Below are 24,939 nucleotides of genomic sequence, written 5' to 3'. Positions count from 1 at the left end.
GTTATTATTGGTGCATAATTATTTAACAAAAATAACTTTTTATTTTAAGTAAGCGAGGGGAGTCGTATGGATATAGGTGGATTACTCACCACTGCGGCCAGTTTGATGGTGACAGGCATGGTAGGCGTGTTTGTTTTTCTGACTATTTTGATTTCAGCAGTCACTTTAATGTCAAAGGTAGTGGGTCGATTTGATGATCCTGCAACTGCAGAACCTACGCGTACAGCAAAAATTCAACCTCAACAGGGTGTGCCACAGGCACATATTGCAGCAATCAGCGCTGCAATTGCTCAATTTCGAAATAAACAAAAATAACGGGGCAGCTTAAACATGGCTAAATTAAAATTAACCGAATTAGTATTGCGTGACGCACACCAGTCTCTTTTGGCAACGCGTATGCGCTTAGACGATATGCTACCCATGGCAGAAAAACTCGATAATGCGGGTTATTGGTCAATTGAATCATGGGGTGGTGCGACGTTTGACTCGTGTATCCGTTATTTAGGTGAAGATCCTTGGCAACGCATTCGCGAGCTAAAAGCGGCAATGCCAAACACTAAGCAACAAATGCTACTACGCGGACAGAATCTTCTAGGTTACCGTCATTATGCTGATGATGTAGTCGAAAAGTTTGTTGAGCGTGCCCACAAAAACGGTGTTGATGTCTTCCGTATTTTCGATGCGATGAACGATGTACGTAACCTTGAAACTGCCATTAAAGCTGCAGTTAAAGTAGGTGCTCATGCCCAAGGTACTATTTCGTACACAGTAAGCCCAGTCCATACGCTTGATATGTGGCTTGAGCTTGCAAAACAACTAGAAGATCTTGGTTGTCATTCAATTTGTATCAAAGATATGGCGGGTTTATTAAAGCCATATGATTGCGAACAGTTGATCAAAGGCTTAAAAGAAACTGTATCTATTCCTATCGCAATGCAATGTCACGCGACGACAGGTTTAAGTACTGCAACTTACCAAAAAGCAATCGATGCGGGTATCGATATGCTTGATACGGCGATTTCGTCAATGAGTATGACCTACGGTCATAGTGCCACAGAAACTATTGTTTCAATTGTAGAAGGCACTGAGCGTGACACCGGCCTTAATTTAAATGAGTTAGAAGAAATTGCCGCTTATTTCCGTGATGTACGTAAGAAATACGCTGCATTTGAAGGTAGCCTTAAAGGTGTTGATGGTCGTATCTTACTAGCCCAAGTACCTGGCGGTATGTTAACTAACATGGAGAATCAGCTTAAAGAGCAAGGTGCTGCTGATAAGCTTGATCAAGTGTTACTTGAGATCCCGCGTGTTCGTGAAGACTTAGGTTATATTCCTCTAGTTACACCAACGTCGCAAATTGTTGGTACTCAAGCGGTACTTAATGTGTTGACTGGCGAGCGTTATAAAACCATCACAAAAGAAACTGCAGGTGTACTCAAAGGCGAGTATGGTGCAACACCGGCACCAATGAATAAAGAGCTACAAGAGCGTGTACTAGAAGGGGCTGAAGCAATTACGTGCCGTCCTGCTGATAAGCTTGAACCTGAGCTGGAGAAGCTTGAAGCAGAGTTATTAAGTGAAGCTAAAGAGCAAGGTTTAGAGCTTGCTAATGACGTGATTGATGATGTGCTTACTTACGCATTATTCCCTCAAATCGGCCTTAAGTTTATTAAAAACCGTAACAACCCTGATGCGTTTGAAGCAATTCCAACGGGTGAAGTCGCTAAGTCAGAAACTAAGCCAGCCTCTACAAGCCCTGCAAAAGCAGAGCAATACAGCGTTAAAGTTGATGGCAAAGTTTACGATGTCGTTGTAGCGCAAGGTGGTGAGCTCAAAGAAGTAACCCTAAAAGACAGTGAGTTAATTCCTCAGTCAGCTTCAGCGTCTGTTAGCGAAACCTTAAACGCGCCGTTAGCAGGCAATATTTTCAAAGTGAAGGTAAAAGCTGGCCAAACAGTAAATGAAGGTGATGTGGTTATCATTATGGAAGCGATGAAAATGGAAACAGAAGTTCGCGCTGCACACTCAGGCACAATAGCTGAAGTATTAGTAGCAGAAGGCGACTCTGTTGCCACTGGCGATGCGCTAATCGCACTGGCATAGGAGACAGAGGATGGATGGTGTTTTAAACCTCTGGCATGCCACGGGTATTGCTAACTTTACTTTTCCAGCATTGATCATGATTGCGGTTGGTTGCTTGTTACTCTATTTAGCAATCGCCCGTAACTTTGAGCCACTGTTGTTATTACCTATCGGCTTTGGGGCTATTTTAACTAATATCCCAGTTGCTGGGTTATCTGAGCCGGGTGGTCTTTTATATTACGTGTACCATATCGGGATTGACTCTGGGGTATTCCCACTTTTGATCTTTATGGGCGTGGGTGCACTCACAGACTTTAGTGCCCTGATAGCAAATCCGCGTATGTTGCTGTTGGGCGCGGCTGCGCAGTTTGGTATTTTTGCTACTTTATTTGGTGCAATTCTACTTAACTTTATTCCTGGCTTTGAATTTTCGCTACAGGATGCATCGGCCATCGCCATTATTGGTGGGGCAGATGGTCCAACAGCTATTTTCTTAGCATCTAAGTTGGCACCTGATTTACTTGGTGCAATCGCAGTAGCGGCTTATTCATACATGGCACTTGTGCCAATTATTCAGCCGCCAATTATGCGCGCACTAACAACGCAAGAAGAGCGCGAAATTCAAATGCCGCAACTTCGTACAGTATCGAAAAAAGAGAAAATTGTTTTTCCATTAATGGTGCTTAGTTTAACTATCTTGTTTTTACCTGCGGCAACACCGCTGGTAGGTATGTTCTGCTTAGGTAACTTGATGCGTGAATCAGGTGTGGTTGATCGTTTAAGCAATAGTGCACAAAACGAAATCATCAACATTACCACCATTTTCTTAGGCTTAGCGGTAGGCTCAAAGCTTGCAGCCGATAAGTTCTTAACCGTAGAAACAATCGGTATTTTGGTGTTAGGTGCTTTAGCCTTTGCAATCGGTACAGCTTCAGGGGTGTTTATGGCAAAAGGTCTTAATAAGATCTCTAAATCGCCAATCAACCCATTAGTAGGCGCAGCAGGTGTGTCAGCGGTACCAATGGCAGCACGTGTGGTTAATAAGGTAGGCCTTGAGAGCAACCCGCATAACTTCTTGTTAATGCATGCCATGGGACCAAACGTAGCAGGGGTATTAGGAAGTGCCGTTGCAGCAGGTATTTTGTTAGCGATTGTTGGCTAATAACACGATTAAGTCGATTTACTTCCAACCGACTGGCGCAGTAATTTTACTGCGCTTTTTTTTGCCTATAGACTAGGGTCACCCTAAAGAAATTGTAGTTAAATGATAGTTGTGTAAGGAAGCCGCCATGAATGTTTTTATTATCTTATTATGCCTTTTTGTTGCTTTGGTTATTTTAATACCGCTACTTGAAAAGTATCAGTCTAAAATGGGGCTTGATGGCGCGACAAAGTATGCAAAGTATATTTGGCCACTGGTGATGATTTCGCTGATTATTCAACTTATCTATGTTCTTTTAAGGTAATAATAGTATTAACCCGCAGTGCTATCAGTACTGATTTTAGTAAAGTCTATAATAGTTTTAGCCAGATTTATTCTGGCACAAAAAAGCCGCTTCAATTGAAGCGGCTTTTACATGTTTACTTAACTACTTATTTAACGCTAATTGTAACTCACGGTTACGCTGTAATTGCGCTAAGAAGTTATCAGCAATCGGTTTAAACTTAGCTAACTCATCGCGCGGTAGAGGCTCTGATTTAGGTAGTTTGACCGTTTTAGGGTTACGGTGTACACCGTTTACTAAGAATTCATAGTGTAAGTGTGGGCCCGTCACACGACCTGTCGCACCAACAGTACCAATCTTCTGGCCTTGTTTCACTTTCTGACCAGTTCTAACCATCTTTTTGTTTAAGTGTAAGTACTTAGTCACATACTGTGTGCCATGGCTAATAAATACATAATTACCATTGTATTTACTGTAGCCTGCTTTAATCACTTTACCATTACCCGATGATACAACTGGCGTACCGGTACGCGCTGCGTAATCGATACCGTTATGAGGTTTTACCGTTTTGGTCACTGGGTGTAAACGACGCGGATTAAAGCTCGAGCTAATATACTTAAAGTTAACTGGCGCACGTAAGAAGGCTTTTTTCATGCTACGGCCTTCAGGTGTGTAGAAGTTACCATCAGTATGGCGAATAGCGGTATAACGCTCACCTTGGTTAATAAATTCTGCGGCAATAATTTTACCATCACCAATGTACTCACCATCAACATAGTGAGCTTCATAAATTAGACCAAATTGGTCACCTTTACGAATGTCATTAGCAAAGTCGACATCCCAACCGAAGATGTCAGCAAAATTCATAATTTGACGCTCGCTCAAGCCAGCGGCAATGCCTGACGTCCAAAAACTATTAGAGATCTCGCCGCCAGCCGACTTACTTAGCGTTTCGATTTCTTTGCTATCGATAGAAGTGTCGTAGTTACCTTCGTCATTTAATGTAACGTATAAGGTATCTGTTTTTGAGATCACATAACGTAGCTGCGCTAGAGAACCATCTTCAGCCGTTGCAAAGCTTAAGATTTCGCCTGGGTGAATTTTTGTTAACTTACGAGTTTCAGCGTTGGTGTTAACTAGTTTGTGTAATGTTTGCGCTGAGAAACCCGCACGTTTAAAGATAAGTGCTAAATTATCGCCATTTCGTACTTCATGGTCGATAAGCTCGTATTCTGGAAGTTTTGCTGCTGCTTGCTGTGAATTAAGCTCAGTTAGTTTTTCGTTATCATCAACTTTAACTTGTAATTCGTAGCGTTTGCCAATTTCAAGTGCTTTTGCACTGTTATCCTTTGAAGCGGTGGCTTTTTCAGAAGGCAATAATGCCAAGCCAACAATAGCAGAAACCAAACCGAGAATAAGCAGTTTGTGTTTTTTGGGAAGTTTGTGCACTACGTGAACCATATCGTGCCTTTTCTGCTGTCAAGAAATTTAAATACTAATATCGCAGGATATACCTAAAATAGAGCAAATACCAGTGTTTTGTAGATTTAAACTGGCGCTATTTTACGCTAGAATTGCTCAGCGCGTTAAACTTTTTTGGTTAAAATTGCAGCAGATGCCTATGGTTAAACTAAATCTATATTAGTTAACTAAAGTACCTTCATTAAATTGCAATAACGCGGTATAAAGAACAATCATGCGCGCTGCCTTCAGGGCTGTTTCTTAAACTATTTAAGTTAGGCTTTTTTCTAGTGTCGCTTTTTGGTGCTAACTAGCTAAATTTTAAAGTTTTTAGCTCTATATTTTATAACCCTGATAGGCCACCACGCCCCGGTAGCTGAATTTTTGGAGTAATACACAGTGGATTTACAAACCGCTCTAGCTGAGATAAAACGCGGTGCAGAAGAGATATTAATTGAAGACGAATTAGTCGAAAAGCTAAAGTCTGGTAAGAAACTTAAGATCAAAGCGGGTTTCGATCCAACTGCGCCTGATCTGCATTTAGGTCATACAGTTCTTATCAACAAAATGAAAACCTTCCAAGACCTAGGTCATGAAGTGATTTTCTTAATCGGTGACTTCACCGGTATGATTGGTGATCCAACGGGTAAAAACGTAACACGTAAACCGTTAACTCGTGAAGATGTTTTAGCTAATGCTGAAACCTATAAAGAGCAAGTATTTAAAATTCTTGATCCTGCTAAAACAACGGTTGCATTCAACTCTGCTTGGATGGAGAACTTAGGTGCAGCAGGTATGATTAAACTGGCTGCGCGTCAAACAGTAGCACGTATGCTAGAACGTGATGACTTTAAAAAGCGTTATGCCAACGGTCAATCCATTGCTATCCACGAATTTTTATATCCACTGGTACAAGGTTGGGACTCAGTTGCATTAGAAGCTGATGTTGAGCTTGGCGGTACAGACCAACGTTTTAACCTATTAATGGGTCGTGAATTACAAAAAGACGAAGGCCAAAAGCCACAAACAGTACTTATGATGCCACTGCTTGAAGGTACTGACGGCGTTCAGAAAATGTCTAAGTCATTAGGTAATTACATTGGTATTACTGATGAGCCAAACGACATGTTTGGTAAAGTAATGTCTATCAGCGATGATCTAATGTGGCGTTACTATGACTTATTAAGTGCTTTATCTATCGAAGAAATTGCTGCGCTTAAACAGCGTGTTGCTGATGGTGCAAACCCGCGTGACATCAAGATTGAGCTTGCAAAAGAAATGATTGCACGTTTCCACAGTGAAGAAGCAGCCGAAGGTGCTCATCAAGATTTCATCAAGCGTTTCCAAAAGAATGCATTACCAGATGAGATCCCAGAAGTGACAGTAACAATTGCTGAAGATACTGTGTTTATTACTAATCTATTAAAAGAAGCTAACCTTGTAGCTAGTACGTCAGAAGCAATGCGTATGATTAAACAAGGTGCTGTAAAGATTAATGGTGAAGAGAAAGTAACGGATACTAAGCTTGAAGTTGCTAAAGGCACAACACAGATTTACCAAGTAGGTAAACGTAAGTTTGCTAAAATCACCTTAGCTTAATAAAGCTAATTGGTATAAAAAAAACCAGCTGCGGCTGGTTTTTTTGTGCTTATATTTTGATTAGTTTGTGAATAGGCCAATTACTTCAATCCCGACTATCAGTAGTAACCAAAATGCTTTCGCTTGATTTAAGCGATTCACTAAGGCAGGAATATCATCGGCATCTGGTAAGCGATCGGTCCCAACACGCATTTTATTAAAGCGCTCACTTTGGTAAAGGGCAGGGCCGCCTAATTGCACTTGCAAAGCAGCCGATGTAACACTTAACAGCCATCCTGTATTGGTTTGATAAAAGTGTCTGCCATAGTGTTTTATATAATGAATACATTGTTTACTGGCATTGGTTGCTGCAATCGTTAATGCAACTAATCGAGTGGGTAACCACTCCAATACAAACAGTAACTTAGCAATGGGAGCCAAAAACGGGTTGTTGGGTTTTAGGTTTTTTCGCCATGCTTGATGAATTAATGTGAGTAAACGATAAACCAAAGCAAGGATAGCGCCGCCAAGTAGATAAAAGAATATAACGGCAAAATAATGCCGCGCACTTTGTAGCACCAGTGACTCCATGGTTGCTTTGCAAATGCCTGGGGCTGATAAACGTGATACATCACGGGCAACGAGGCTAGCTAGTAGCTCTCTTGCAGTCGCTTTTTGGTTGAGCTTGAGTAATCTGGCAATACGTAATGATTTCTTCTCTTGAGCGCGGCTACTGAGTAACAAATATAAAATTAAGCCATTTAATAGCTCAGGGTAAAAAGCAAACTCTAAAAACAGCACAACCAATGTCACTATCACTAAAATGGTGAGAGTAAAAGCTAAGGTTGAGGCTAAATATTGATAGCTTTTGGGGTTCGTTGGGTTGTATAAACGCTCGCTAAGCGCAGAGAAAATAACGGTTAAAAAGGTATTAGGATGATACCAACTAACCAAAGGAAAGAAGCGCTCAGCTAAGAGCGCGACAAAAAATACAATAATGTCCAAATGGTTTTGAACAATATTTGCAATCACCTTATAAACTCACCGATGTTAGCTTCTCTAAAAGAGCAACAACCATTTTAGATGAGTTGATAGATGCCGTTTCGATATACTCTTCAAATGATTGCGGCGACTCTTTGCCAGCAATGTCAGACATTGAACGAATAACAACAAATGGTGTTTCTAGCACATGACAAGCTTGTGCAATTGCTGCACCTTCCATTTCTACTGCAAGCATAGTTGGGAATTCAGCACGTGTTTTTTCAATTCGTACCGGGTCACACATGAATGAATCACCAGTACAAATTAGGCCAATCATGGTTTTAACATCGCTGATTTGACTTACGCTTTGCTCTGCCGCTTCAATCAGTTTAGGGTGCGCAGCAAAGCCAGCTGGCATTTGTGGTACTTGACCGATTTCGTAACCGAATGCAGTTACGTCTACATCATGGTGACGAACTTCTGAAGAAATAACCACATCGCCTACATTTAGCGATGGCTCAAAACCACCTGCAGAACCTGTGTTGATCACACAATCTGGACTGAAGTTATCGATTAGTAGTGTTGTTGCTACTGCAGAAGCCACTTTACCAATACCAGATTGAACTAAAGTAACTGTGTTACCCGCTAGTTCACCGGTGTAAAAGGTAAAACCAGCTTTAGTCATGATGCTTGGGTTTACCATTGCTTCGCGTAAGATTTTTACTTCTGGCTCCATCGCGCCAATAATACCAACGTGCATAATATTTGATTCCTTAGATTGAATAGGATGATTATACCTAAAAATGCCTGAAACAAACAAAAAAGCAGACCTTAAAGTCTGCTTTTGCCAATATTATGACAGGTTATATTTCTGCAAGCGCCGTAGAGTGTGCTTTTGCTTGTGATGGTGATAATACCGCAGGTTTAGTAACGCGGTTGCGTGCAGGTCTTGCAGGCGCTGCTGCAGGTTTACCAAGTTTAAACATGATTGCATCACGCACTTCTCTTGGTTGATAACCTGATTTTACCTTCATGCGAATATGCGGGATGCCTGCCGCTTCTAACGCGCCACTAACAAACCAGTCACGTTGTGCTTTATGGCCGTCGCGGTTGGTGTTATTGACTAAATCAACGGCGGCAACAATAGTAAGTTTGTCTTTGTCGATAAGCACGTAATCTAATTGTTTGTTTTTGGCTTTAGCCATTGCAGCGCGCTTAGCTTTGACAGATAAGCCTTGCTTACAGTCGATTAAATCAATGAGTTTAACGCGGCTGACGATTTTATATTGGTCGCCTACAGCACGTTCTAGAAGATGTAAAAAAGCACTCTCAACTTGCGTAAAAACAGTTTGCTTACGAGTGAAAGGATAAGGGTTTCCGCCTTCATCGGTAAACTTTGACGCAACAACAGAGGCTACTACGACTAATACTAAAATTGATAATAAAGCGAATTCCATACGGTAACTCCACAACAACAAATTGACACTGAAAATTACTAGCAATTAGCGTGCCTAAGTGTGTGAAGTCACCCGAAATCTTTAAGCCGTGTATCCGCCAGCAACCCCTTTAACAGCGATAGCTACTGCGTCGTGGGCATGAAGTGATTCATAGTGGTTTATTTGCAGCCAATAATCTGCGTAGCTTTGCTGTTCAAGTAAACCTTTAATTTTACGAGCAGCATCTTCGCAGAACATGAGGTTTTGACCATTTAAGCGGGCAAACTCTTGCTCATCTTCACGCTTAACTGCCGCTTGTACTGGCGTTTTTAGCTCAGCTTCTAAAGCATCAATTAAGCCAACTACATCAAAACTGTCAATTTTGCTGTCGAGCTTTACTTTCACGTTTGCAATTGAACGTTGTGAGTGTGGTGTAGCAACAATGCCGTCAGTTGTGCCTAGCCATTCTAAAACAGTTTGCTTATCAATATTTTGCTCTGCAAACTTTTCGCTAAAGGCATTTTGAATTAATTGACGAGCAAGAGCCGCTGAACATGGGCATGTTGACGAGTAAGTAACATCAACCATTAACTCAAAACTTACAGTGCCTTGGTTGATCTTAGCGATCAAATGAACAGGGTAGTTTTTCCAACCTACTTTGCCACTTAATAAAGATTTACGACGCAGAGGTAGCTCAAATTTAAATTCGATTTGTGCTTGGTCACTTAAATCATCATGGCTGCTAATAAAGGCATCAAGTGCTTGCTTGAGAGTTTGCGGATTAACTTGCTGCTCGGTTGATAAGGTATCAAGAGCTAAAAATAAACGCGACATATGAATGCCTTTTGCGTCTTCTTTATGCAAGTTTACAAAAGCTCGCGCTTTGGCAATTACATTTACAGGGGCAATATTGCGAGTTTCAAAAATGAAAGGAAGTTCAATTTCGCCCATGCCAACCCAGTCTAATTTACCTGTTTGTAAGGCGGGAGCCGTATCAGCAATATCTGGCATTGTGGTTTGCATGGTAATACTCATTCTTTGCAATTATTAAAGCGCGGTATTTTACATGAAAAAATATAAAAAAGCGGCGTTGATGAAAAAATTCTATGTTTATCGCACAATATGAATATTTCTAAAGGAATAGTGATAAAATTAGCTATGCTGTTTTTTTTCGATTATGTGCCTAAGCTTTATATATGATTGATTCTTCTTTGAGTCCGTGGGCTCGCACACTCTCAAGCTTTATTTCTAAGTATGGTGAGTTTAAAACTGCCGCTGCCTGTTATGCCTTATTATTGGTCATGTCGCTGATCTTATCGTGCATGTTTTATTATGTAGCAGTTGGAACGGTAACTTTAGTTGATGTTTTAGCGGTGATGTTCTTCACTGCGGTGGTATCGCCGATTTTAATAACTGTACTGCTCAACTCAATTCGCCAATTAGAAGCTTCTTATAGCTACCTAGATAGCGCAACCAAACAAGAAAAACTGCTCAACCAAACACTAAAAGACAATATCAGTCGCTTAAACGAAGAGATTGATGAGCGTAAAATGGCGTTTCATGCCAAACACAGAGCAATAGAAGAACTTAGACGCGAAATCGCCGAGCGTAAGAAAACCCAACAAGAGCTTGCGCAACAAGGCATGCTATTGCGCTCTATTGTCGACTCATCTCCCGATTTATTTTATTACCGCGATAACAATGGTGTATTTGCTGGCTGTAATAAAATGTTTGAACAAGTGATAGGTAAAACTAGCGATGAGCTAATTGGTAAAAGTGTCGAAGAAATCTACCCAAGTGATTATTTACCAGAAGTACTGCGCACCGACAAAAAAGTATCTCAAACCCATCAAGCTCTGACGCTTGACGTTGAATACCCCGTTGATGGTGAAAAGCGCTGGTTTGAAATGCGTAAGTTACCTTTTATTAATGAAAAAGGTGAGTACATAGGTTTACTTGCCTTTGGCCGTGATATCACCAGTCGTAAAGAAGCAGCACAAGCCCTTGAAGCAGCTTATAAAGATAAAGGGAAATTCATTGCAACTTTAAGCCATGAATTAAGAACGCCGCTTAACGGTATTGTGGGTTTAACCCGCATGCTACTTGATACTGAACTCGATAAACAGCAACGTAGTTGGTGTAACACGGTGTTTTCAAGTGCCGAGACCCTTGGCAATATTTTTAACGATATTATCGACTTGGATAAAATTGACCGTGAGCAGCTCGATATTGTTGCTGACTCAGTCAATGTGGCCGACTTTATTAATGACGTAGTGAATTTTGCAGGCTTAATTGCTGAACAAAAAGGCCTTGAGTTCAATATTAAACGTAAAGGCACACTGGATGTTTACGCATCTCTTGATCCGACCCGTTTACGCCAAGTTGTTTGGAACCTTATCAATAATGCCGTTAAGTTTACTCAGCAAGGCCATGTAGAGCTTGAATGTCGTCGTGAGAATCGTGCCGATGGTCCGTGGTTAGTGATGCGTGTGAGCGACACGGGGCAAGGTATTCCACAAGAGCAGCTGCATCGTATTTTTGACATGTACTACAAAGCACCAGATATTAACGGTACCAATGCTATTGGCTCTGGTATCGGCCTTGCGGTAACAAAAGCACTTGTTAGCGCAATGAAAGGTGAAATTAATGTCAGCAGTACTGAAGGTGAGGGCAGTGTTTTTGTTGTTGAAATACCGCTTAAGCTTTGTATTGCGCCTACCGAGCAAAGTTATGCGGTACGCAGCTTAAACATTCTTTTAGTGGAAGATGTGCCGCTAAATGCTGAAATTGCTACTAACTTACTTGAGCAGCGTGGTCACGAAGTTATTTGGGCTGAAACTGGTGAGGATGCGCTGTCGTTTGTCTACACAGAAGATGACTTAGACCTAGTTTTACTTGATATGCAATTACCTGATATCAATGGTGATGAAGTTGCTCGTCAAATTCGTGACGATGAACACTTTGATAACTTACCAATCGTTGCCTTAACTGCCAACGTGCGCAGCGCCGAAGAAGAGCTTGTAGGTATTAATATTCAAGGTGCACTCGCTAAGCCTATCAATACCACTAAACTCGATAAAATGCTCGGTGAGTTATTTGATATCAAGCAGCAACAAAACTGTCAGCCTGAGCCAATCAAAGCTGTGACTGAAAAAGATTTATCGGGTATTCGCGTTGAGCTGCTCGATATAGAAACCATCGAAGACTTTGTAGGCTCAATGGGGCTGGTTATCTTTAATCGCAGTTGTGAGTTATTTAATAAGTTAAATCCTCAGTACCAAACTGAGCTGGCAGATGCGTTAGCGGCAGATGATAGAGAAGAGTACAAATCGGTGGCACATAAATTAAAAGGTGCAGCTGGCTCTGTAGGTTTAAACGATGTGCAGTTACATGCTAAGAAGATGGAACATGGCGCGCTTGAAGAAAGTAGTGAAGAGTTACAACAGTGGCTTGATGAACTCGCAGTGAAAATAAATGAAGGGCGTGACGCCCTCCAATTATTCTTACAACAGTTAGAAGATTAATTCTAATTAGCTGTCGATTTTACCAATGAAGCGATAGCCTTCACCATGGATGGTGCTGATCAGCTCAGATGTGCTGTTATCGCTTTCAAAGTGTTTTCTGATACGACGAATTGTTACGTCTACAGTACGGTCGTTAGCGCGAAGCTCACGGCCAGTCATGTGCTTGATTAATTGCTCACGGCTGAAGATACGGCCCGGTGAGTCAAGCATTAAGCGTAGCGCGCGGTATTCACCTTTAGGTAAACGTTTAGCGTCGCCGCTTGGAGATGTTAAACAACGGCTGTTTTCATCAAGTTCCCAACCGTTAAATGTGATAACACCATTTGTTTCGATATTCGCTTCTTCGCCACCTAGAGCTGTGCGCGAAATAAGGTTACGAGCACGAATAGTTAATTCGCGAGGGTTGAATGGTTTTGTGATGTAATCATCAGCACCAATCTCAAGACCTAAAATGCGATCAACGTCGTTGTCACGACCTGTTAAGAAAATTAAACCAACGTTACGTTTTTGACGTAATTCACGCGCTAAGATTAGCCCGTTTTTACCTGGTAGGTTGATGTCCATAACTACAAGGTTCACATCATCATTATTTGTAAGCTTGTCATGCATATCATCGCCATCAATGGCTTCAATAACTTTGTAACCTTCAGCTTCAAATAAACTAACGAGGTTTAGTCGAGTTACGTCTTCATCCTCTACGATCAGAATGACTGGCGTTTGCATTGTATATTAACCTTTTCGGAAATTTTATTTACAAAAATTCGGTATTATCAAGCAAAACCGAATACTAGAGATTATAGGATTAGATCCAATTGTTAACAAGTAAAATCAATTTGGATAAAACTTAGCCATAGCTAACAATCGAGATTGCACTTTAAAGTTATGCTGCAATACGTGCTGCTTATTGATATACAGTCGGATTTTATTTCCTTCTTGAACCAGAGAGGCTATACCGCCATTTTCTAAAAAGCTGATACTTTCACCTATTGTTAAAGTATCCAATGAAATTGTATCGGTCCAAAGTGGAAGTATATCATTTTCTAATGTTTCATCAATGTATGTGATATCACAAACTTGAGAAAGTTCAGAAATTTGCTGGGTTTTTTTCACTAATATAACGTTAATTGGTTTTTTGTTAATTTGCAGTTCATTTCTATCTTTAAGGAACGCCCCTGGACCTTTATCTAAGTCATAAAAACAGAATGAAATAGGAGGAGGGTTCACTTGGTCATTAAACTTCGTGAACTTAGCAATTTGATACAAAAAGGCTGATTTAACTTGGTCCGGTGATTTGGCAAATGCAGGGCATACAACAAGCAAAGCTAATAAGATACAACTCACTAATCTCATTACGCTGCACCTTCTTGCAATGGCAGAGTAATAATAAAGTGAGCCCCTTCGTCAGATAGTTCATCGTATACGATGCTACCACCAAGTGCTTGAGTCACTAAGTTATAAACTAGGTGCATGCCCAAACCACTGCCACCTTCACCACGTTTTGTGGTTACAAATGGGTCAAAAATACGTTTGCGAATTGATTTCTCAACGCCAATACCATTATCGAAGTAATGAATACTCAAGCTACTTTCGTTGCGATCAACATTAAAGGTGATTTCATTATCTTGGTTATCGCTAAATGCATGTATAACAGAGTTGCTTAGCAGCTGTTGTAGTACTTGTTGTAACGGCCCCGATTTGGTTTCAATACTAACGTCATTGCTACAGTTAATCGTAATTTTAGGATTACGATACTGAATCTCTGAGCGCATCGACATCACCACATCATTTAATAAATCATTTAAATTGATTTTGGTGCTGACTTCTACATCTTGATTAACCGCCACCTTTTTAAAGCTAGATACGAGCTCTGCTGCACGGTTAAGATTGCGATAGATAAGATCGAGGTTTTCAATGCCGTCATTAATAAAGCGTTTTAAGTGTGCTGAAGTTAAAGTTTTTTGTTCAAACTGCGCGTGAATTTCTGCCAGCTTGTCACGTAACAGGGTTGAGCCTGTAATACCTAACCCAATAGGCGTGTTAACCTCATGAGCAACACCTGCAACCATTTGCCCCAGTGACGCCATTTTCTCATTTTCGACGATTTGGTTTTGGTATTGGTGCATACGCTCAAGGGTATTGAGCAGCTCTTGGTTAGCCTCACGTAATGCGATTGTTCGTTGATTTACTTTTTCTTCAAGGCTTTGGTTAAGTTGTTTTATTTCTTGTTTGTCTTTTTCGTGGCGCTCAATTTGTTTTTGAGTGCGCGAGAGCATGATATTTAAGCTGCCCGCTAGCTGGTTTATTTCATCAATATTGGTTTTTTGTGCGCGAGTATCATAGTTATGGTTTTTCGACACGTCTTGCAGTAGGTTACTTAGCTCATCAATAGGGTTTGCAATGCGTTTTTGAATACGTCTAGCAACAAAGTACACCAGAACTAAAACGAACAAGGTGAGTAAAATATCAATGATAATTTTACGATTGATATATTGGTTTAACCTGTCTAAGCCGCCGCGAATATACACGTAACCTATAGTGTCGCCTTCGTATACGATAGGCGTTATTAGCTCTATATCTTTATCTGTGAAGCGTGGCTCTAACAGGCTATCTATGCTGCCAACCTTAATGGGTACTGGTGGGGTTCGGTTGGCATTAAAGCTACTAAAAAATACTGGCTCGTTTGATAACTCATCGATTGAATAAATATGGATATTTTTAATAAGCGGCACAGATTCAAATGACTTTAAGCGCTCAGATTCGGTCTCGTTATCGTCAAATAACACGGTGATTTGGGCGTTGTAGGCAATTATTTTCGATAGGATAGAGATTTTATCGACAATCAGCGCTTTTTGTTCTTTTACGTCTAGATAAGTCGAAATAGAAATAGACAAAGACAAGCATAATGCAGTGACTAGCATTACCGCATTGGTCAACGCTTTACGAATACTTGTTTGTGTCGAAAATATCGGCATGCGCTATAGAAGGCCAGAATTTTTGTTATTAGTAAGAGTTTAGTCTAGCAAAGACATTTGAAAGTAACTAAATATTTTAAAAAATATTTTTGCTACGAATAAGCTATTTACTCAACTTTTATTTAGCTGAGTAAACGGCAAATTTAGTATTTTTGAAATCTGTGCTGTATTGGCCAAATTGTGCTTCTAAAATCGGTGGGTATTTTAAGAAGCTGTTTGCAACTATGGTCAATTTACCTTGCTTGCTCAAGTGTTGCTTTGCTGAGCTAAGAAATGCTTCGGCAATGGTGTAATCTGTGGCAATCCCCGTATGGAACGGTGGATTACTGATGATTAGGTCAAATTTACCATTAATATCAGTTAAGCCATCACTCAAAATTGCTTGGCCTTTGAGGTCATTTAACGCAAGTGTTTGCTCAGTGGCGTAAGTTGCAAGAGCACTTACATCGCTACATACAAATTCAAGCTCAGGCTGCTTTAAACCTAAGTAAGTAGCAATAATGCCAGCGCCACAAGCAAAGTCGAGTACTTTACCCTTGCTAACAGTTGGCGCATTATTCAGAAGTACCGCAGTGCCTACATCAAGCGCACCGTGGTTAAATACGCCTGGAACACTGATCGCAGTAAATTCAATATCGCCGGCTTTTACTTGGAATTGTTTGTGGTAACGGCTGATAGCAAAGTTATCGTTTAGCGTAAGCTCATAGAATAAATACAGAATACAGTGCTTGGCACTATCGATTTTGTTACTAAAACCACAGTGGTCTTTAAGTTGTTTCTCTGCTGATTTAACACCGCTTTTATTTTCACCTACTACAAATAGTTGCGCATCTTGATGACAAACAGCACGAATGTTATCAAGGCACATTTGTGCTTCTGGCTTTGCTTTTGGATAATAGTAGATAACTAAATCGTAGTTATTATTTGGAATAGTGTGATCAACCACTGCATGTATACCGGCTATTTTGCTGGCATACATAGCATTTGCATGGTTATAACTGAAAGCAGTAATTTTTGCGTCGGGATTTAGCGCTTTAAGTTCGCGTAAAAAGCCATCTTGCTCAAAGTTAACCACTAAAATCGATTGCCCAACAAGTTCGTCTTCATTACGAAGCAATAGTAAACTTGGGTTGGTTAACTTACTCATGCTGCTTTTACCTTTTATTACTTAGTACGCTCGAACATTAGATCCCATACGCCGTGACCTAAACGGTGACCGCGCTGCTCAAATTTTGTCAGTGGACGTGAATCTGGGCGAGGAACGTAATCGTTAGTTTCTGATTGGTTTTTGTAGCCTTCAGCCACTTGCATTACTTCAAGCATATGCTCTGCATAATTTTCCCAGTCAGTGGCCATATGGAAAACACCGCCAATTTTTAATTTGCTACGTAATTTTTGTGCAAATTCTGGTTGTACGATACGACGCTTATGATGACGTTTTTTATGCCATGGATCAGGGAAGAATAATTGCAGCTTAGATAAGCTTTCATCGGCAATACAGTCAGCAAGCACTTCAACCGCATCATGCTCGAATACGCGTAAGTTTGTTACACCAGCTTCATCGGCATCCATTAAACAAGCACCTACACCTGGGCGGTGAACTTCAATACCAATGAAGTTAAGTTCTGGTGCGTTTTTAGCCATTTCAACTAGCGATTTGCCCATACCAAAACCGATTTCTAGTACCACATCGTTATCGTTACCAAACACTTCTGCTAGGTTTAGCATGCCATTTTTGTGCTCAAGGCCCATAGTTGGCCAACACTTCTCGATGGCTGCCGCTTGGCCTTTTGTTAGGCGACCTTCGCGCTTAACGAAACTACGAATCGTGCGGATGTATTTACCCTCTTGCTTTGCTTGCTCGAGGTTTGGGTTACTTGAGTCACTCATATATTTTGGCCTGATTAAAATACTGACTATAGAAAAAGGTTGCGTATTATCCCTGACCTGCGCCTTGAGTACAATAGTCAGGGCCTGTTTATCTTTCGAGATTAATATTGCGATCATGTACGAGCTATTTAGATAGAACAGAGCCTCTTCGGCTTGCTTGGCCTAACTAACTGCAATAGACTTGGCCGAAATGAGCTTCAGCAAGTAAAGATGTTATTTTGAATTTAAGCAATAAGGAGTCAACCTGGTTTGCAAACCAAGTGGTTGACTGGTACCACCTTCACGGTCGTAAAACTCTGCCATGGCAGCTAAATAAAACCCCTTATAAGGTATGGATCTCTGAGGTCATGCTGCAGCAGACCCAAGTAGTAACTGTTATTCCTTACTTTGAAAAGTTTATGCAAAGCTTTCCTGACATCATTGCGCTTGCTAATGCGGATGAAGATCAGGTGCTTCACCATTGGACTGGGCTTGGCTATTACGCCCGTGCGCGCAACTTACATAAAACGGCAAAAATTGTTCGTGATAAATACCAAGGTAAATTTCCAACCACGCTTGAAGAGGTGATGGACTTGCCGGGTATTGGTCGCTCAACTGCTGGGGCAATTTTGTCTTTATCACTTGGCCAACATCATCCAATTTTAGATGGTAATGTTAAACGAGTACTGGCACGCTTTTTTATGGTTGAAGGCTGGTATGGAGTGAAAAAGGTCGAAAATCACCTTTGGTCATTATCATCGCAATTAACGCCTAAAGAGTCGGTCACTGAGTTTAATCAGGCAATGATGGATTTAGGTGCAAGTCTTTGTTCGCGAAGTAAGTTTGACTGTGAGCCTTGCCCTTTAAATAGTAAATGCCTTGCTTTTAAAGAAGGTAAAGTTAAAGAGTTCCCGCATTCAAAGCCGAAGAAAGCTGTGCCGAAAAAGTCATGTCATCAACTTATACTAGCCTGCGATAATAAGGTGCTTATGGAAAAGCGCCCAAGCTCAGGGATATGGGGTGGTTTGTTTGGCTTTTTTGAGTTTAGCGAATTAACTGAGCTAGAAACATTTTTAGCCCAGCATGGTTTATCAAACAATACGCAGGCACTTGAAGCCTTTACCCATGTATTTTCGCATTTTGAGCTAACCATCAACCCACATGTTTTAACCTTGCCGAGTATTCCAGATCTTATTAATGAGCGGCAACTAGTTTGGTATCCGCTTGATGAGTCAGTTGAGGTTGGCCTTGCAGCCCCAACGAAAAAGCTGGTTAAACAATTAAGCGCAATAGATTACAATAGCATCACGCAATAAGAGTAGAGAGCAATTATGGCACGCACAGTATTTTGTCAAAAGTTACAAAAAGAAGCTGAAGGCTTAGGTTTCCAACTATACCCAGGTGAGCTTGGTGAAAAGATTTTCAACAACATCAGTAAAGAAGCATGGGGCCAATGGCAACATAAGCAAACGATGTTGATCAACGAAAAACATCTGAACATGATGGACCCAGAGCACCGTGCTTTTTTAGAAGAGCAAATGGTAGGTTTCTTATTTGAAGGTAAAGACGTGGAAATCGAAGGCTACCGTCCACCAGAAAAATAAGCGCATTATCTAAAAGCAAAAAGGGCCAATAGGCCCTTTTCTAATGTGTTGCTTCTTGCTCAGCTCTTTGTATTTGCTCTTTTAAGAATTGAGCTACTTTGGAGTATTCAATTTCATAACTATCGCGCAGTTCAATTAAATCATCGCTTGACAGTTCATCTTCTTTGCAGCGTTGTTCAAATACCGCTGCTAGTTCTGCAACTTTCATTGCACCAATCGTTTTTGAGATTGACTTGAGCTGATGACAGGCTGAAATTATTTTCTCTAAGTCTTGCTCAATAACACCACTGTTGATTTCTTTACTGAGTTGATTACTTTGCTCTAAATACATTTTGAAAAAGCGTAGTTTCTTTGCTTCATCATTGTTTACATAGTTAGCAAGCATCGCCATATCAATAGGCGCTGTTGGTCTTTTAACTTCAAGTTTAGTGGCTTCAGGATTCGTTTTGTATGCACATTTGTGCAAAGTGGCCTCGAGCACATTTAGCTCAACAGGCTTGGTGATGTAATCATTCATCCCTATGCTTAAACAGCGTTCTTTTTCGCCCTTAAGGGCATTGGCGGTGATAGCAATCACATAAGGTTGCGCGTTAATATCTTCAAGCTGCGATGCTTCATGACGAATTTTTTCAACCATATCGTAGCCTGACATTTTCGGCATGTGTAAATCGGTCAAGATAATTGAGTGTTTACCTTCACGCCATACTTCAAGGCCTTTTTCACCATTTTCAGCTACTTCAACACCATAACCTAATAGATGGAGCTGATCAGTTAACACTTGCTGATTTAATACGTTGTCTTCAACAAGCAATACAAGTTTGTTCTCTTCGCGGGCTTTATCAACACTTAAATAGTCGTTAAATGACTTAGCCGAAGCAATTTGTTTTGGCTTATGTAAACCTGCCGCCACTAGTAGCGACATCATAAAGTTAGACTTACACAGCGGTGCAGCATTTAGATAGAAGATATTTTTATGATTAACAGCGGCTTCATCTAGCTTACTTAATACAATGACTTGCTGTTTATTGTCTTCTAAGGTGTATAGCAAGCGACGTAAGATATAGTTAATATCTTCCATGGTTTCGATACCATCGAGGATCCAAATAATATCTTTTTTATCTTGTTCAGCTTCGATTTTGTCGCTGCTATCAGCAATAACAGGTGTTGCCCCCATAAATGATAGATAACGAGTAAGTAGTTTTTTGCGGCCATCATGATTGGTTACAACTACAACACGTTGGTCTTTCATTACCTGCTTGTGAGCATATTCAACTTTACCTTGTGTACTAAAAGGTAACTCGACAACAAACTCACTACCAATACCTAAATCACTTGTTACAGAGATGGTACCTAGCATTAGCTCAGTTAAGCTTTTACAAATCGATAAGCCTAAACCAGTACCACCGTATTCACGGGTGATTGAGCCTTCAGCTTGAATGAATGGGTTAAAGATTTCGCGAAGCTGTGCTTGCGTCATACCCTTGCCGTTGTCTAATACGCTAAAACGCAGGGTGTAGTGATCAGTGGTGTTTTGAGCCACCTCTACCGAGATTTTAACGTGGCCTTTATGTTTATCATCAGTACTAGTGAACTTAATTGCATTACTGCATAGGTTATAAAGTACTTGGCGAACACGCACCGTATCACCAATCAAATTTGTAGGGATATCTGGCGCAATTGCCAGCTCTAATTCAAGGTCACGCTTTTTGGCCACCGATGATAAAACACGAGCGACTTCTTCAATGGTGTCTGACACTGAGAAAGGAATATTATCGATATTCAGTTTACCTGCTTCGATTTTCGAGAAATCGAGAATGTCATCTAATATGCCTAATAAAGAAAATGCAGAATCACGAATAATTGTACTTAATCTGTGCTGCGCACCATCAAGCTCAGTTTGGCGAAGTAAGTCAATGGTACCGATAACCCCATTCATAGGGGTGCGAATTTCATGGCTCATGGTTGCTAAGAAAGTCGTTTTGGTTTCGTTTGCCTGTTCGGCTTTGAGAGTTGCTTGCTCAAGAGCTAGAGTACGGTTTTGTACTTCGTTTTCTAGACCACTTTGTAGTTTCTGTAAATCTGCCTGAGCAGCTTTGTTTTCTGTTATTGCTGATTGAACTTTATTAAGTAATAAATTGATATTTTTTGCTACTGAATCCAAACCAAAATCTAGGTTTTCATTTACTTGGGCTTGGTAGTCAGCATTGTCTGTGATGGCCATTAACTCACTGCTTAATGACTCACTACTTTTAGTAAAACGCTTATTAATAAAGATACTTAAGGCAAAAGATAAAATAGCCAGTGCTACTAAAGTCAATGCGGCTAAACCATATGCAAGACCTGCAGCCTGCGCAATGGGTTCAGCAATCGGGTGTTGCTTTATAACCAGTTCACCAACTGGTTGATCATTAAACTCTAACACCGTATGAATAAGGGTGTTTTGTTCTAGCTTTTGATTAACTTTACTGGCTTCGATTAGCTTCTTATTACTGGCGTATACAAGCGATACATCGCCGTTGAATTCATATCGATATAAATAGTAATCAAAGCCATCATTAAGCAGGTGACTTAAATCGAGAACCTCTTTTACTTTATCTTGGCCAGGCATAGTTAATGCGCTGATTAGAGGTGCTGAAAGCTGATTTGATAATTGCTGCGCTGTGATAGTTGGTTTGCTATCTTGCTGAGTTACTTCACTTGTTGGATAAAAAGAGTAAGCAACAACCGCAAGTAGGGTGATGACAAGATTCGTGATTATAAAAAGCGGTAGTAGGCCTTTTACAGGTGAATTTGATTTACTTGGCATGGCTTTAGTCCAACAAATTATACAGCATCATTAAGCATATTCTTGATTATTGGACAATCCTACCATCTATGAAGAAAAATTCACCACGTTTTTAACATAGGTAACCCTTTTATGATGAGGGTCAACCAAAAAGCACAAAGTTTGTAGATTAAATAAGCTAAAAACTATTAAAAACAGCAATCTTGATTGAAAACTGTGCAAACAGTTAGAATCCTCAAAAAAAAGTTGACTTGAGAGGGCAAAACCCGTTTAATACGCCGCACGCCCAGACAGCGACAACCAAATCTGTTGCTCATAAAAGCGTTTAAAATTTGCCCAGATAGCTCAGTCGGTAGAGCAGAGGATTGAAAATCCTCGTGTCGGTGGTTCGATTCCGCCTCTGGGCACCATTATATAATATATTGGTGTTTAATTTATGCTTTAAACATCAGTATCGTGCATAGCACACAGATTTAGTGTGCCGACTTAGCTCAGTTGGTAGAGCAACTGACTTGTAATCAGTAGGTCATCCGTTCAACTCGGATAGTCGGCACCATTTATTTTTAAACGAAAGTTTAAAATGCCCAGATAGCTCAGTTGGTAGAGCCATCGGGATTTGCATTGAAAATCCTTGTTGATATTCTGCATAAAACTAAATATTGCCCAGATAGCTCAGTCGGTAGAGCAGAGGATTGAAAATCCTCGTGTCGGTGGTTCGATTCCGCCTCTGGGCACCATTATTTGATAATCTCTTTTAAAGTGATTATAGTGCACAACGCACGCGATTTTAGTGTGCCGACTTAGCTCAGTTGGTAGAGCAACTGACTTGTAATCAGTAGGTCATCCGTTCAACTCGGATAGTCGGCACCATTTATTTTTAAACGAAAGTTTAAAATGCCCAGATAGCTCAGTCGGTAGAGCAGAGGATTGAAAATCCTCGTGTCGGTGGTTCGATTCCGCCTCTGGGCACCATTATTTATAATCACAATGTGATTAAGTGCAAAACGCACACAGGTTTAGTGTGCCGACTTAGCTCAGTTGGTAGAGCAACTGACTTGTAATCAGTAGGTCATCCGTTCAACTCGGATAGTCGGCACCATTTATTTTGCCCAGATAGCTCAGTCGGTAGAGCCATCGGGAATTGCATTGAAAATCCTTGTTGATATTCTGCATAAAACTAAATATTGCCCAGATAGCTCAGTCGGTAGAGCAGAGGATTGAAAATCCTCGTGTCGGTGGTTCGATTCCGCCTCTGGGCACCATTGATTCAAAGCCTCGCAATCGCGAGGCTTTTTTGTTTCTGTCACCTCCAAATCACGATTTTACATCCCCCTAGGCGTGAAATTTAAAGAGCTATCAGCTTTCAGCCGTCAGCTATCAGATGAAAAAGTTAGCGAGTTAGCGAGGGGAAAGAGTAAAGGTACGAGTTTCGAGGCCCGAGATACGAGTTGAAGGAGGCGTTTTAACGCCGAACAAAAAATTCGATTTGGTAGGGTGACCTCTTTACGAATCCAACACCAACACTATGCTGTTAGCACCTAGCACCTAGCACCTAGCACCTAGCACTTAGCACCTAGCACCATTCCTACGCGATATAAAATCGCTGCTACAATTTTGAAAACTCGCAACTCGCAACTCGCAACTCGCAACTCGCAACTCGCAACTTACCTCCATTTTCCTACCGTTCATCGTCCCCAAATGTAAGGCAGTGTAATGTTATGTAAAGTCAGTTGAGCAAAACTTAACGTGGTGCTTGAATTACACTCATAAATAGATGTTTTTCAGGTTTTTAGAATGAATTGGCAATATAAGCCGAGTTTATTGGCTTTAAGTGTAATTTTGCTAAGTGCATGTGCGAGCCAGCCGACTCACAATGAACGAGTTGCTGAGCTTGATACTGTACCAAGTGCATGGCAGCAACTCCCTTCTGGCGACAAGGCGCTTGCTGTTGAAGATAACTGGTTGCAGCAATTACACGATCCTCAAGTTTTTACTTTAGTTGAGCAAGCATTAGCCCATAACCAAGCGATTTTACAAGCGGGCTATGATGTCGCGATTAAAGAGCAGCAGCTTATTGCTGCTGGGGCTGATTTATGGCCAAGCCTTGATTTATCAACACGTGCGAGCCGTAGTAAAGATAACCGCCCTGTTAGTTATAACAATGCTAGTTCTGCATCATTAGAATTAAGCTACGAAGTTGATTTATGGGGAAAATTGTCGGCCTCAGAACGACAAGCAAACCTTGAGTACCTAGCTGAAAAAGCCACCTTTGCACAAAGCAAGCAACAATTAGTCGCTGATGTGGTAGCGGGTTGGTTTGATGTTATTACTAACCACAAATTACTTGAGCTATATAAGCAGCGTGAGCAAAACGCTGAGAAAAATTTAGATATTATTGAGTCAGGTTATCGCCAAGGTCTAAATGAAGCACTTGATGTTTATCTTGCTCGTAATGAGCTAAATACCGAGCGCTCGAACATTGCGGCGCAGCAAGCAACGTTAACTAAATCGATTCGCGATTTAGAGCGTTTAACAGGCCAATACCCAACTGGCGCGTTAAGCGTTAGCGCAGATTTACCACTACTCGATAGTGCTATTCCACTAGGTTTACCTTCAGAGCTTATCACTCGCAAACCTGAGTTAATGGCAAGCTGGTATCAATTACTTAGCACCGATGCTGGGCTTGCTTACGCGCACAAACAGCGTTTTCCGAGCTTAAATCTTTCTGCATCAATGAGTGATAGCACAGATAGAGTGAGCGACTTATTTTCGCCTTCAAGCTTAGCGTGGTCGCTGATTGGTAGTATTTCGATGCCAATTTTTGAAGGGGGTCGCTTAAAAGCCAATGAAGAACAAGCAAGACTGAGCGTTAAGCGCCAAGAACAGGCGTATCTTGCCACACTTTATGATGCCTTTAACGATGTTGAAACAGCCATCAGCCAAGAGCAAGCGCTTAAAGTACGCTACGAAAAAACCATAGAAGCGCAAGAAAATGCCATTACCGCAGAGGCATTAGCGTTTGAACAATATCAAAGTGGCTTGGTTACCTACACCACGGTACTCGATGCACAAGACCGTTCGTTTAATGCGCAAAGCTCGGTAATCGAAATTAAAAACCAGTTAATTATTAATAGAATCAACTTACATATTGCCCTTGGTGGTGATTTTAGTGAAGCAAACAGCGAAGTAGCAGAGCAATAAT

General features: G+C 40.9%; 20 protein-coding genes and 7 tRNA genes. 16 read left to right on the top strand and 11 right to left on the bottom strand.

All coding sequences use genetic code 11. The annotated features are described in order from the left end of the window. The first annotated feature begins 66 nt into the window (after positions 1–66). From L1D51_RS07080 to L1D51_RS07065, 4 genes are all read left to right on the top strand, one after another. On the top strand, positions 67–315 hold the full coding sequence (locus L1D51_RS07080; RefSeq protein WP_054560781.1) for an OadG family protein: 249 nt from the start codon (positions 67–69) through the stop codon (positions 313–315). A gap of 15 nt (positions 316–330) precedes the next feature. Continuing rightward, positions 331–2,103 carry a sodium-extruding oxaloacetate decarboxylase subunit alpha gene (gene oadA, locus L1D51_RS07075; protein ID WP_239963300.1) on the top strand — a complete coding sequence of 591 codons (1,773 nt, stop codon included), beginning with the start codon at positions 331–333 and terminating at the stop codon, positions 2,101–2,103. 10 nt (positions 2,104–2,113) lie between these two features. Next, positions 2,114–3,244 carry a sodium ion-translocating decarboxylase subunit beta gene (locus L1D51_RS07070; RefSeq protein ID WP_054560779.1) on the top strand — a complete coding sequence of 377 codons (1,131 nt, stop codon included), beginning with the start codon at positions 2,114–2,116 and terminating at the stop codon, positions 3,242–3,244. 127 nt (positions 3,245–3,371) lie between these two features. After that, positions 3,372–3,548 carry a hypothetical protein gene (locus tag L1D51_RS07065; RefSeq protein ID WP_200907848.1) on the top strand — a complete coding sequence of 59 codons (177 nt, stop codon included), beginning with the start codon at positions 3,372–3,374 and terminating at the stop codon, positions 3,546–3,548. A 123-nt stretch (positions 3,549–3,671) separates the two neighbouring features. On the opposite strand, the gene L1D51_RS07060 is transcribed toward L1D51_RS07065, so the two are convergent. Then, positions 3,672–4,988, bottom strand: a complete 1,317-nt coding sequence (locus L1D51_RS07060; RefSeq protein WP_054560778.1) for a peptidoglycan DD-metalloendopeptidase family protein — start codon at positions 4,986–4,988, stop codon at positions 3,672–3,674. 399 nt (positions 4,989–5,387) lie between these two features. Here L1D51_RS07060 and tyrS point away from each other — a divergent pair, with 399 nt between their 5' ends. Further along, entirely contained in the window at positions 5,388–6,587 is a 1,200-nt protein-coding gene (gene tyrS / locus L1D51_RS07055; RefSeq protein WP_054560777.1) for a tyrosine--tRNA ligase, read from the top strand. Between the two features lie 60 nt (positions 6,588–6,647). Here tyrS and L1D51_RS07050 read toward each other — a convergent pair whose 3' ends face one another. From L1D51_RS07050 to folE2, 4 genes are all read right to left on the bottom strand, one after another. Further along, the gene (locus L1D51_RS07050; RefSeq protein WP_239963299.1) at positions 6,648–7,598 is read right to left on the bottom strand and encodes a cobalamin biosynthesis protein CobD/CbiB; all 951 of its coding nucleotides are present in this window, start codon (positions 7,596–7,598) and stop codon (positions 6,648–6,650) included. A 1-nt stretch (position 7,599) separates the two neighbouring features. After that, complete coding sequence (gene mtnN / locus L1D51_RS07045) at positions 7,600–8,307, bottom strand: 5'-methylthioadenosine/S-adenosylhomocysteine nucleosidase (protein ID WP_054551291.1); 708 nt, start codon at positions 8,305–8,307, stop codon at positions 7,600–7,602. Between the two features lie 103 nt (positions 8,308–8,410). Further along, complete coding sequence (locus tag L1D51_RS07040; protein ID WP_054560775.1) at positions 8,411–9,004, bottom strand: DUF2726 domain-containing protein; 594 nt, start codon at positions 9,002–9,004, stop codon at positions 8,411–8,413. Between the two features lie 81 nt (positions 9,005–9,085). After that, the gene (gene folE2, locus L1D51_RS07035; protein ID WP_054560774.1) at positions 9,086–10,006 is read right to left on the bottom strand and encodes a GTP cyclohydrolase FolE2; all 921 of its coding nucleotides are present in this window, start codon (positions 10,004–10,006) and stop codon (positions 9,086–9,088) included. Between the two features lie 173 nt (positions 10,007–10,179). On the opposite strand from folE2, the gene arcB reads away from it, so the two are divergent. Continuing rightward, the gene (gene arcB / locus L1D51_RS07030; protein WP_239963298.1) at positions 10,180–12,507 is read left to right on the top strand and encodes an aerobic respiration two-component sensor histidine kinase ArcB; all 2,328 of its coding nucleotides are present in this window, start codon (positions 10,180–10,182) and stop codon (positions 12,505–12,507) included. Between the two features lie 6 nt (positions 12,508–12,513). On the opposite strand, the gene arcA is transcribed toward arcB, so the two are convergent. The 5 genes from arcA to trmB all read right to left on the bottom strand — a co-directional run bounded on the left by arcA (position 12,514) and on the right by trmB (position 17,369). Further along, positions 12,514–13,230 carry a two-component system response regulator ArcA gene (gene arcA, locus L1D51_RS07025; protein WP_054551295.1) on the bottom strand — a complete coding sequence of 239 codons (717 nt, stop codon included), beginning with the start codon at positions 13,228–13,230 and terminating at the stop codon, positions 12,514–12,516. 105 nt (positions 13,231–13,335) lie between these two features. After that, positions 13,336–13,857 carry a YfiR family protein gene (locus L1D51_RS07020; protein ID WP_054560772.1) on the bottom strand — a complete coding sequence of 174 codons (522 nt, stop codon included), beginning with the start codon at positions 13,855–13,857 and terminating at the stop codon, positions 13,336–13,338. Continuing rightward, positions 13,857–15,479 (bottom strand): ATP-binding protein, encoded by a 1,623-nt coding sequence (locus tag L1D51_RS07015; protein ID WP_239963297.1) that lies wholly within the window; start codon positions 15,477–15,479, stop codon positions 13,857–13,859. Before L1D51_RS07015 ends, L1D51_RS07020 begins: the two co-directional genes overlap by 1 nt. A 118-nt stretch (positions 15,480–15,597) precedes the next feature. Further along, on the bottom strand, positions 15,598–16,626 hold the full coding sequence (gene rsmC / locus L1D51_RS07010) for a 16S rRNA (guanine(1207)-N(2))-methyltransferase RsmC (protein WP_239963296.1): 1,029 nt from the start codon (positions 16,624–16,626) through the stop codon (positions 15,598–15,600). 17 nt (positions 16,627–16,643) lie between these two features. Continuing rightward, entirely contained in the window at positions 16,644–17,369 is a 726-nt protein-coding gene (gene trmB / locus L1D51_RS07005; RefSeq protein WP_054560769.1) for a tRNA (guanosine(46)-N7)-methyltransferase TrmB, read from the bottom strand. Between the two features lie 218 nt (positions 17,370–17,587). On the opposite strand from trmB, the gene mutY reads away from it, so the two are divergent. Continuing rightward, a complete protein-coding gene (gene mutY, locus L1D51_RS07000; RefSeq protein ID WP_275669129.1) occupies positions 17,588–18,664 on the top strand; it encodes an A/G-specific adenine glycosylase in 1,077 nt (358 codons plus the stop codon). A gap of 15 nt (positions 18,665–18,679) precedes the next feature. Then, a complete protein-coding gene (locus L1D51_RS06995; RefSeq protein ID WP_036970432.1) occupies positions 18,680–18,952 on the top strand; it encodes an oxidative damage protection protein in 273 nt (90 codons plus the stop codon). A 40-nt stretch (positions 18,953–18,992) separates the two neighbouring features. Here the strand turns inward: L1D51_RS06995 and L1D51_RS06990 are convergent, their stop codons facing one another. Further along, on the bottom strand, positions 18,993–21,758 hold the full coding sequence (locus tag L1D51_RS06990; RefSeq protein WP_239963295.1) for a hybrid sensor histidine kinase/response regulator: 2,766 nt from the start codon (positions 21,756–21,758) through the stop codon (positions 18,993–18,995). A gap of 313 nt (positions 21,759–22,071) precedes the next feature. Between L1D51_RS06990 and L1D51_RS06985 the strand changes: the two genes are divergently transcribed. The 8 genes from L1D51_RS06985 to L1D51_RS06950 all read left to right on the top strand — a co-directional run bounded on the left by L1D51_RS06985 (position 22,072) and on the right by L1D51_RS06950 (position 24,938). Next, positions 22,072–22,147 (top strand) — tRNA-Phe (locus L1D51_RS06985). A gap of 70 nt (positions 22,148–22,217) precedes the next feature. Beyond that, positions 22,218–22,293 (top strand) — tRNA-Thr (locus tag L1D51_RS06980). 105 nt (positions 22,294–22,398) lie between these two features. Further along, a tRNA-Phe gene (locus L1D51_RS06975) sits at positions 22,399–22,474 on the top strand. 57 nt (positions 22,475–22,531) lie between these two features. Beyond that, positions 22,532–22,607, top strand: a tRNA-Thr gene (locus tag L1D51_RS06970). A gap of 26 nt (positions 22,608–22,633) precedes the next feature. Next, positions 22,634–22,709 (top strand) — tRNA-Phe (locus L1D51_RS06965). Positions 22,710–22,760: 51 nt separating this feature from the next. Continuing rightward, positions 22,761–22,836, top strand: a tRNA-Thr gene (locus L1D51_RS06960). 87 nt (positions 22,837–22,923) lie between these two features. Further along, positions 22,924–22,999, top strand: a tRNA-Phe gene (locus tag L1D51_RS06955). Positions 23,000–23,531: 532 nt separating this feature from the next. Then, complete coding sequence (locus L1D51_RS06950; RefSeq protein ID WP_054560766.1) at positions 23,532–24,938, top strand: efflux transporter outer membrane subunit; 1,407 nt, start codon at positions 23,532–23,534, stop codon at positions 24,936–24,938. Position 24,939: the final 1 nt, after the last annotated feature.

The sequence above is a fragment of the Pseudoalteromonas shioyasakiensis genome (assembly GCF_022398475.1).
GTDB lineage: Bacteria > Pseudomonadota > Gammaproteobacteria > Enterobacterales > Alteromonadaceae > Pseudoalteromonas.
Note: the sequence above shows the minus strand (reverse complement) of the source record. Positions and strands in the feature narration are given on the sequence as shown.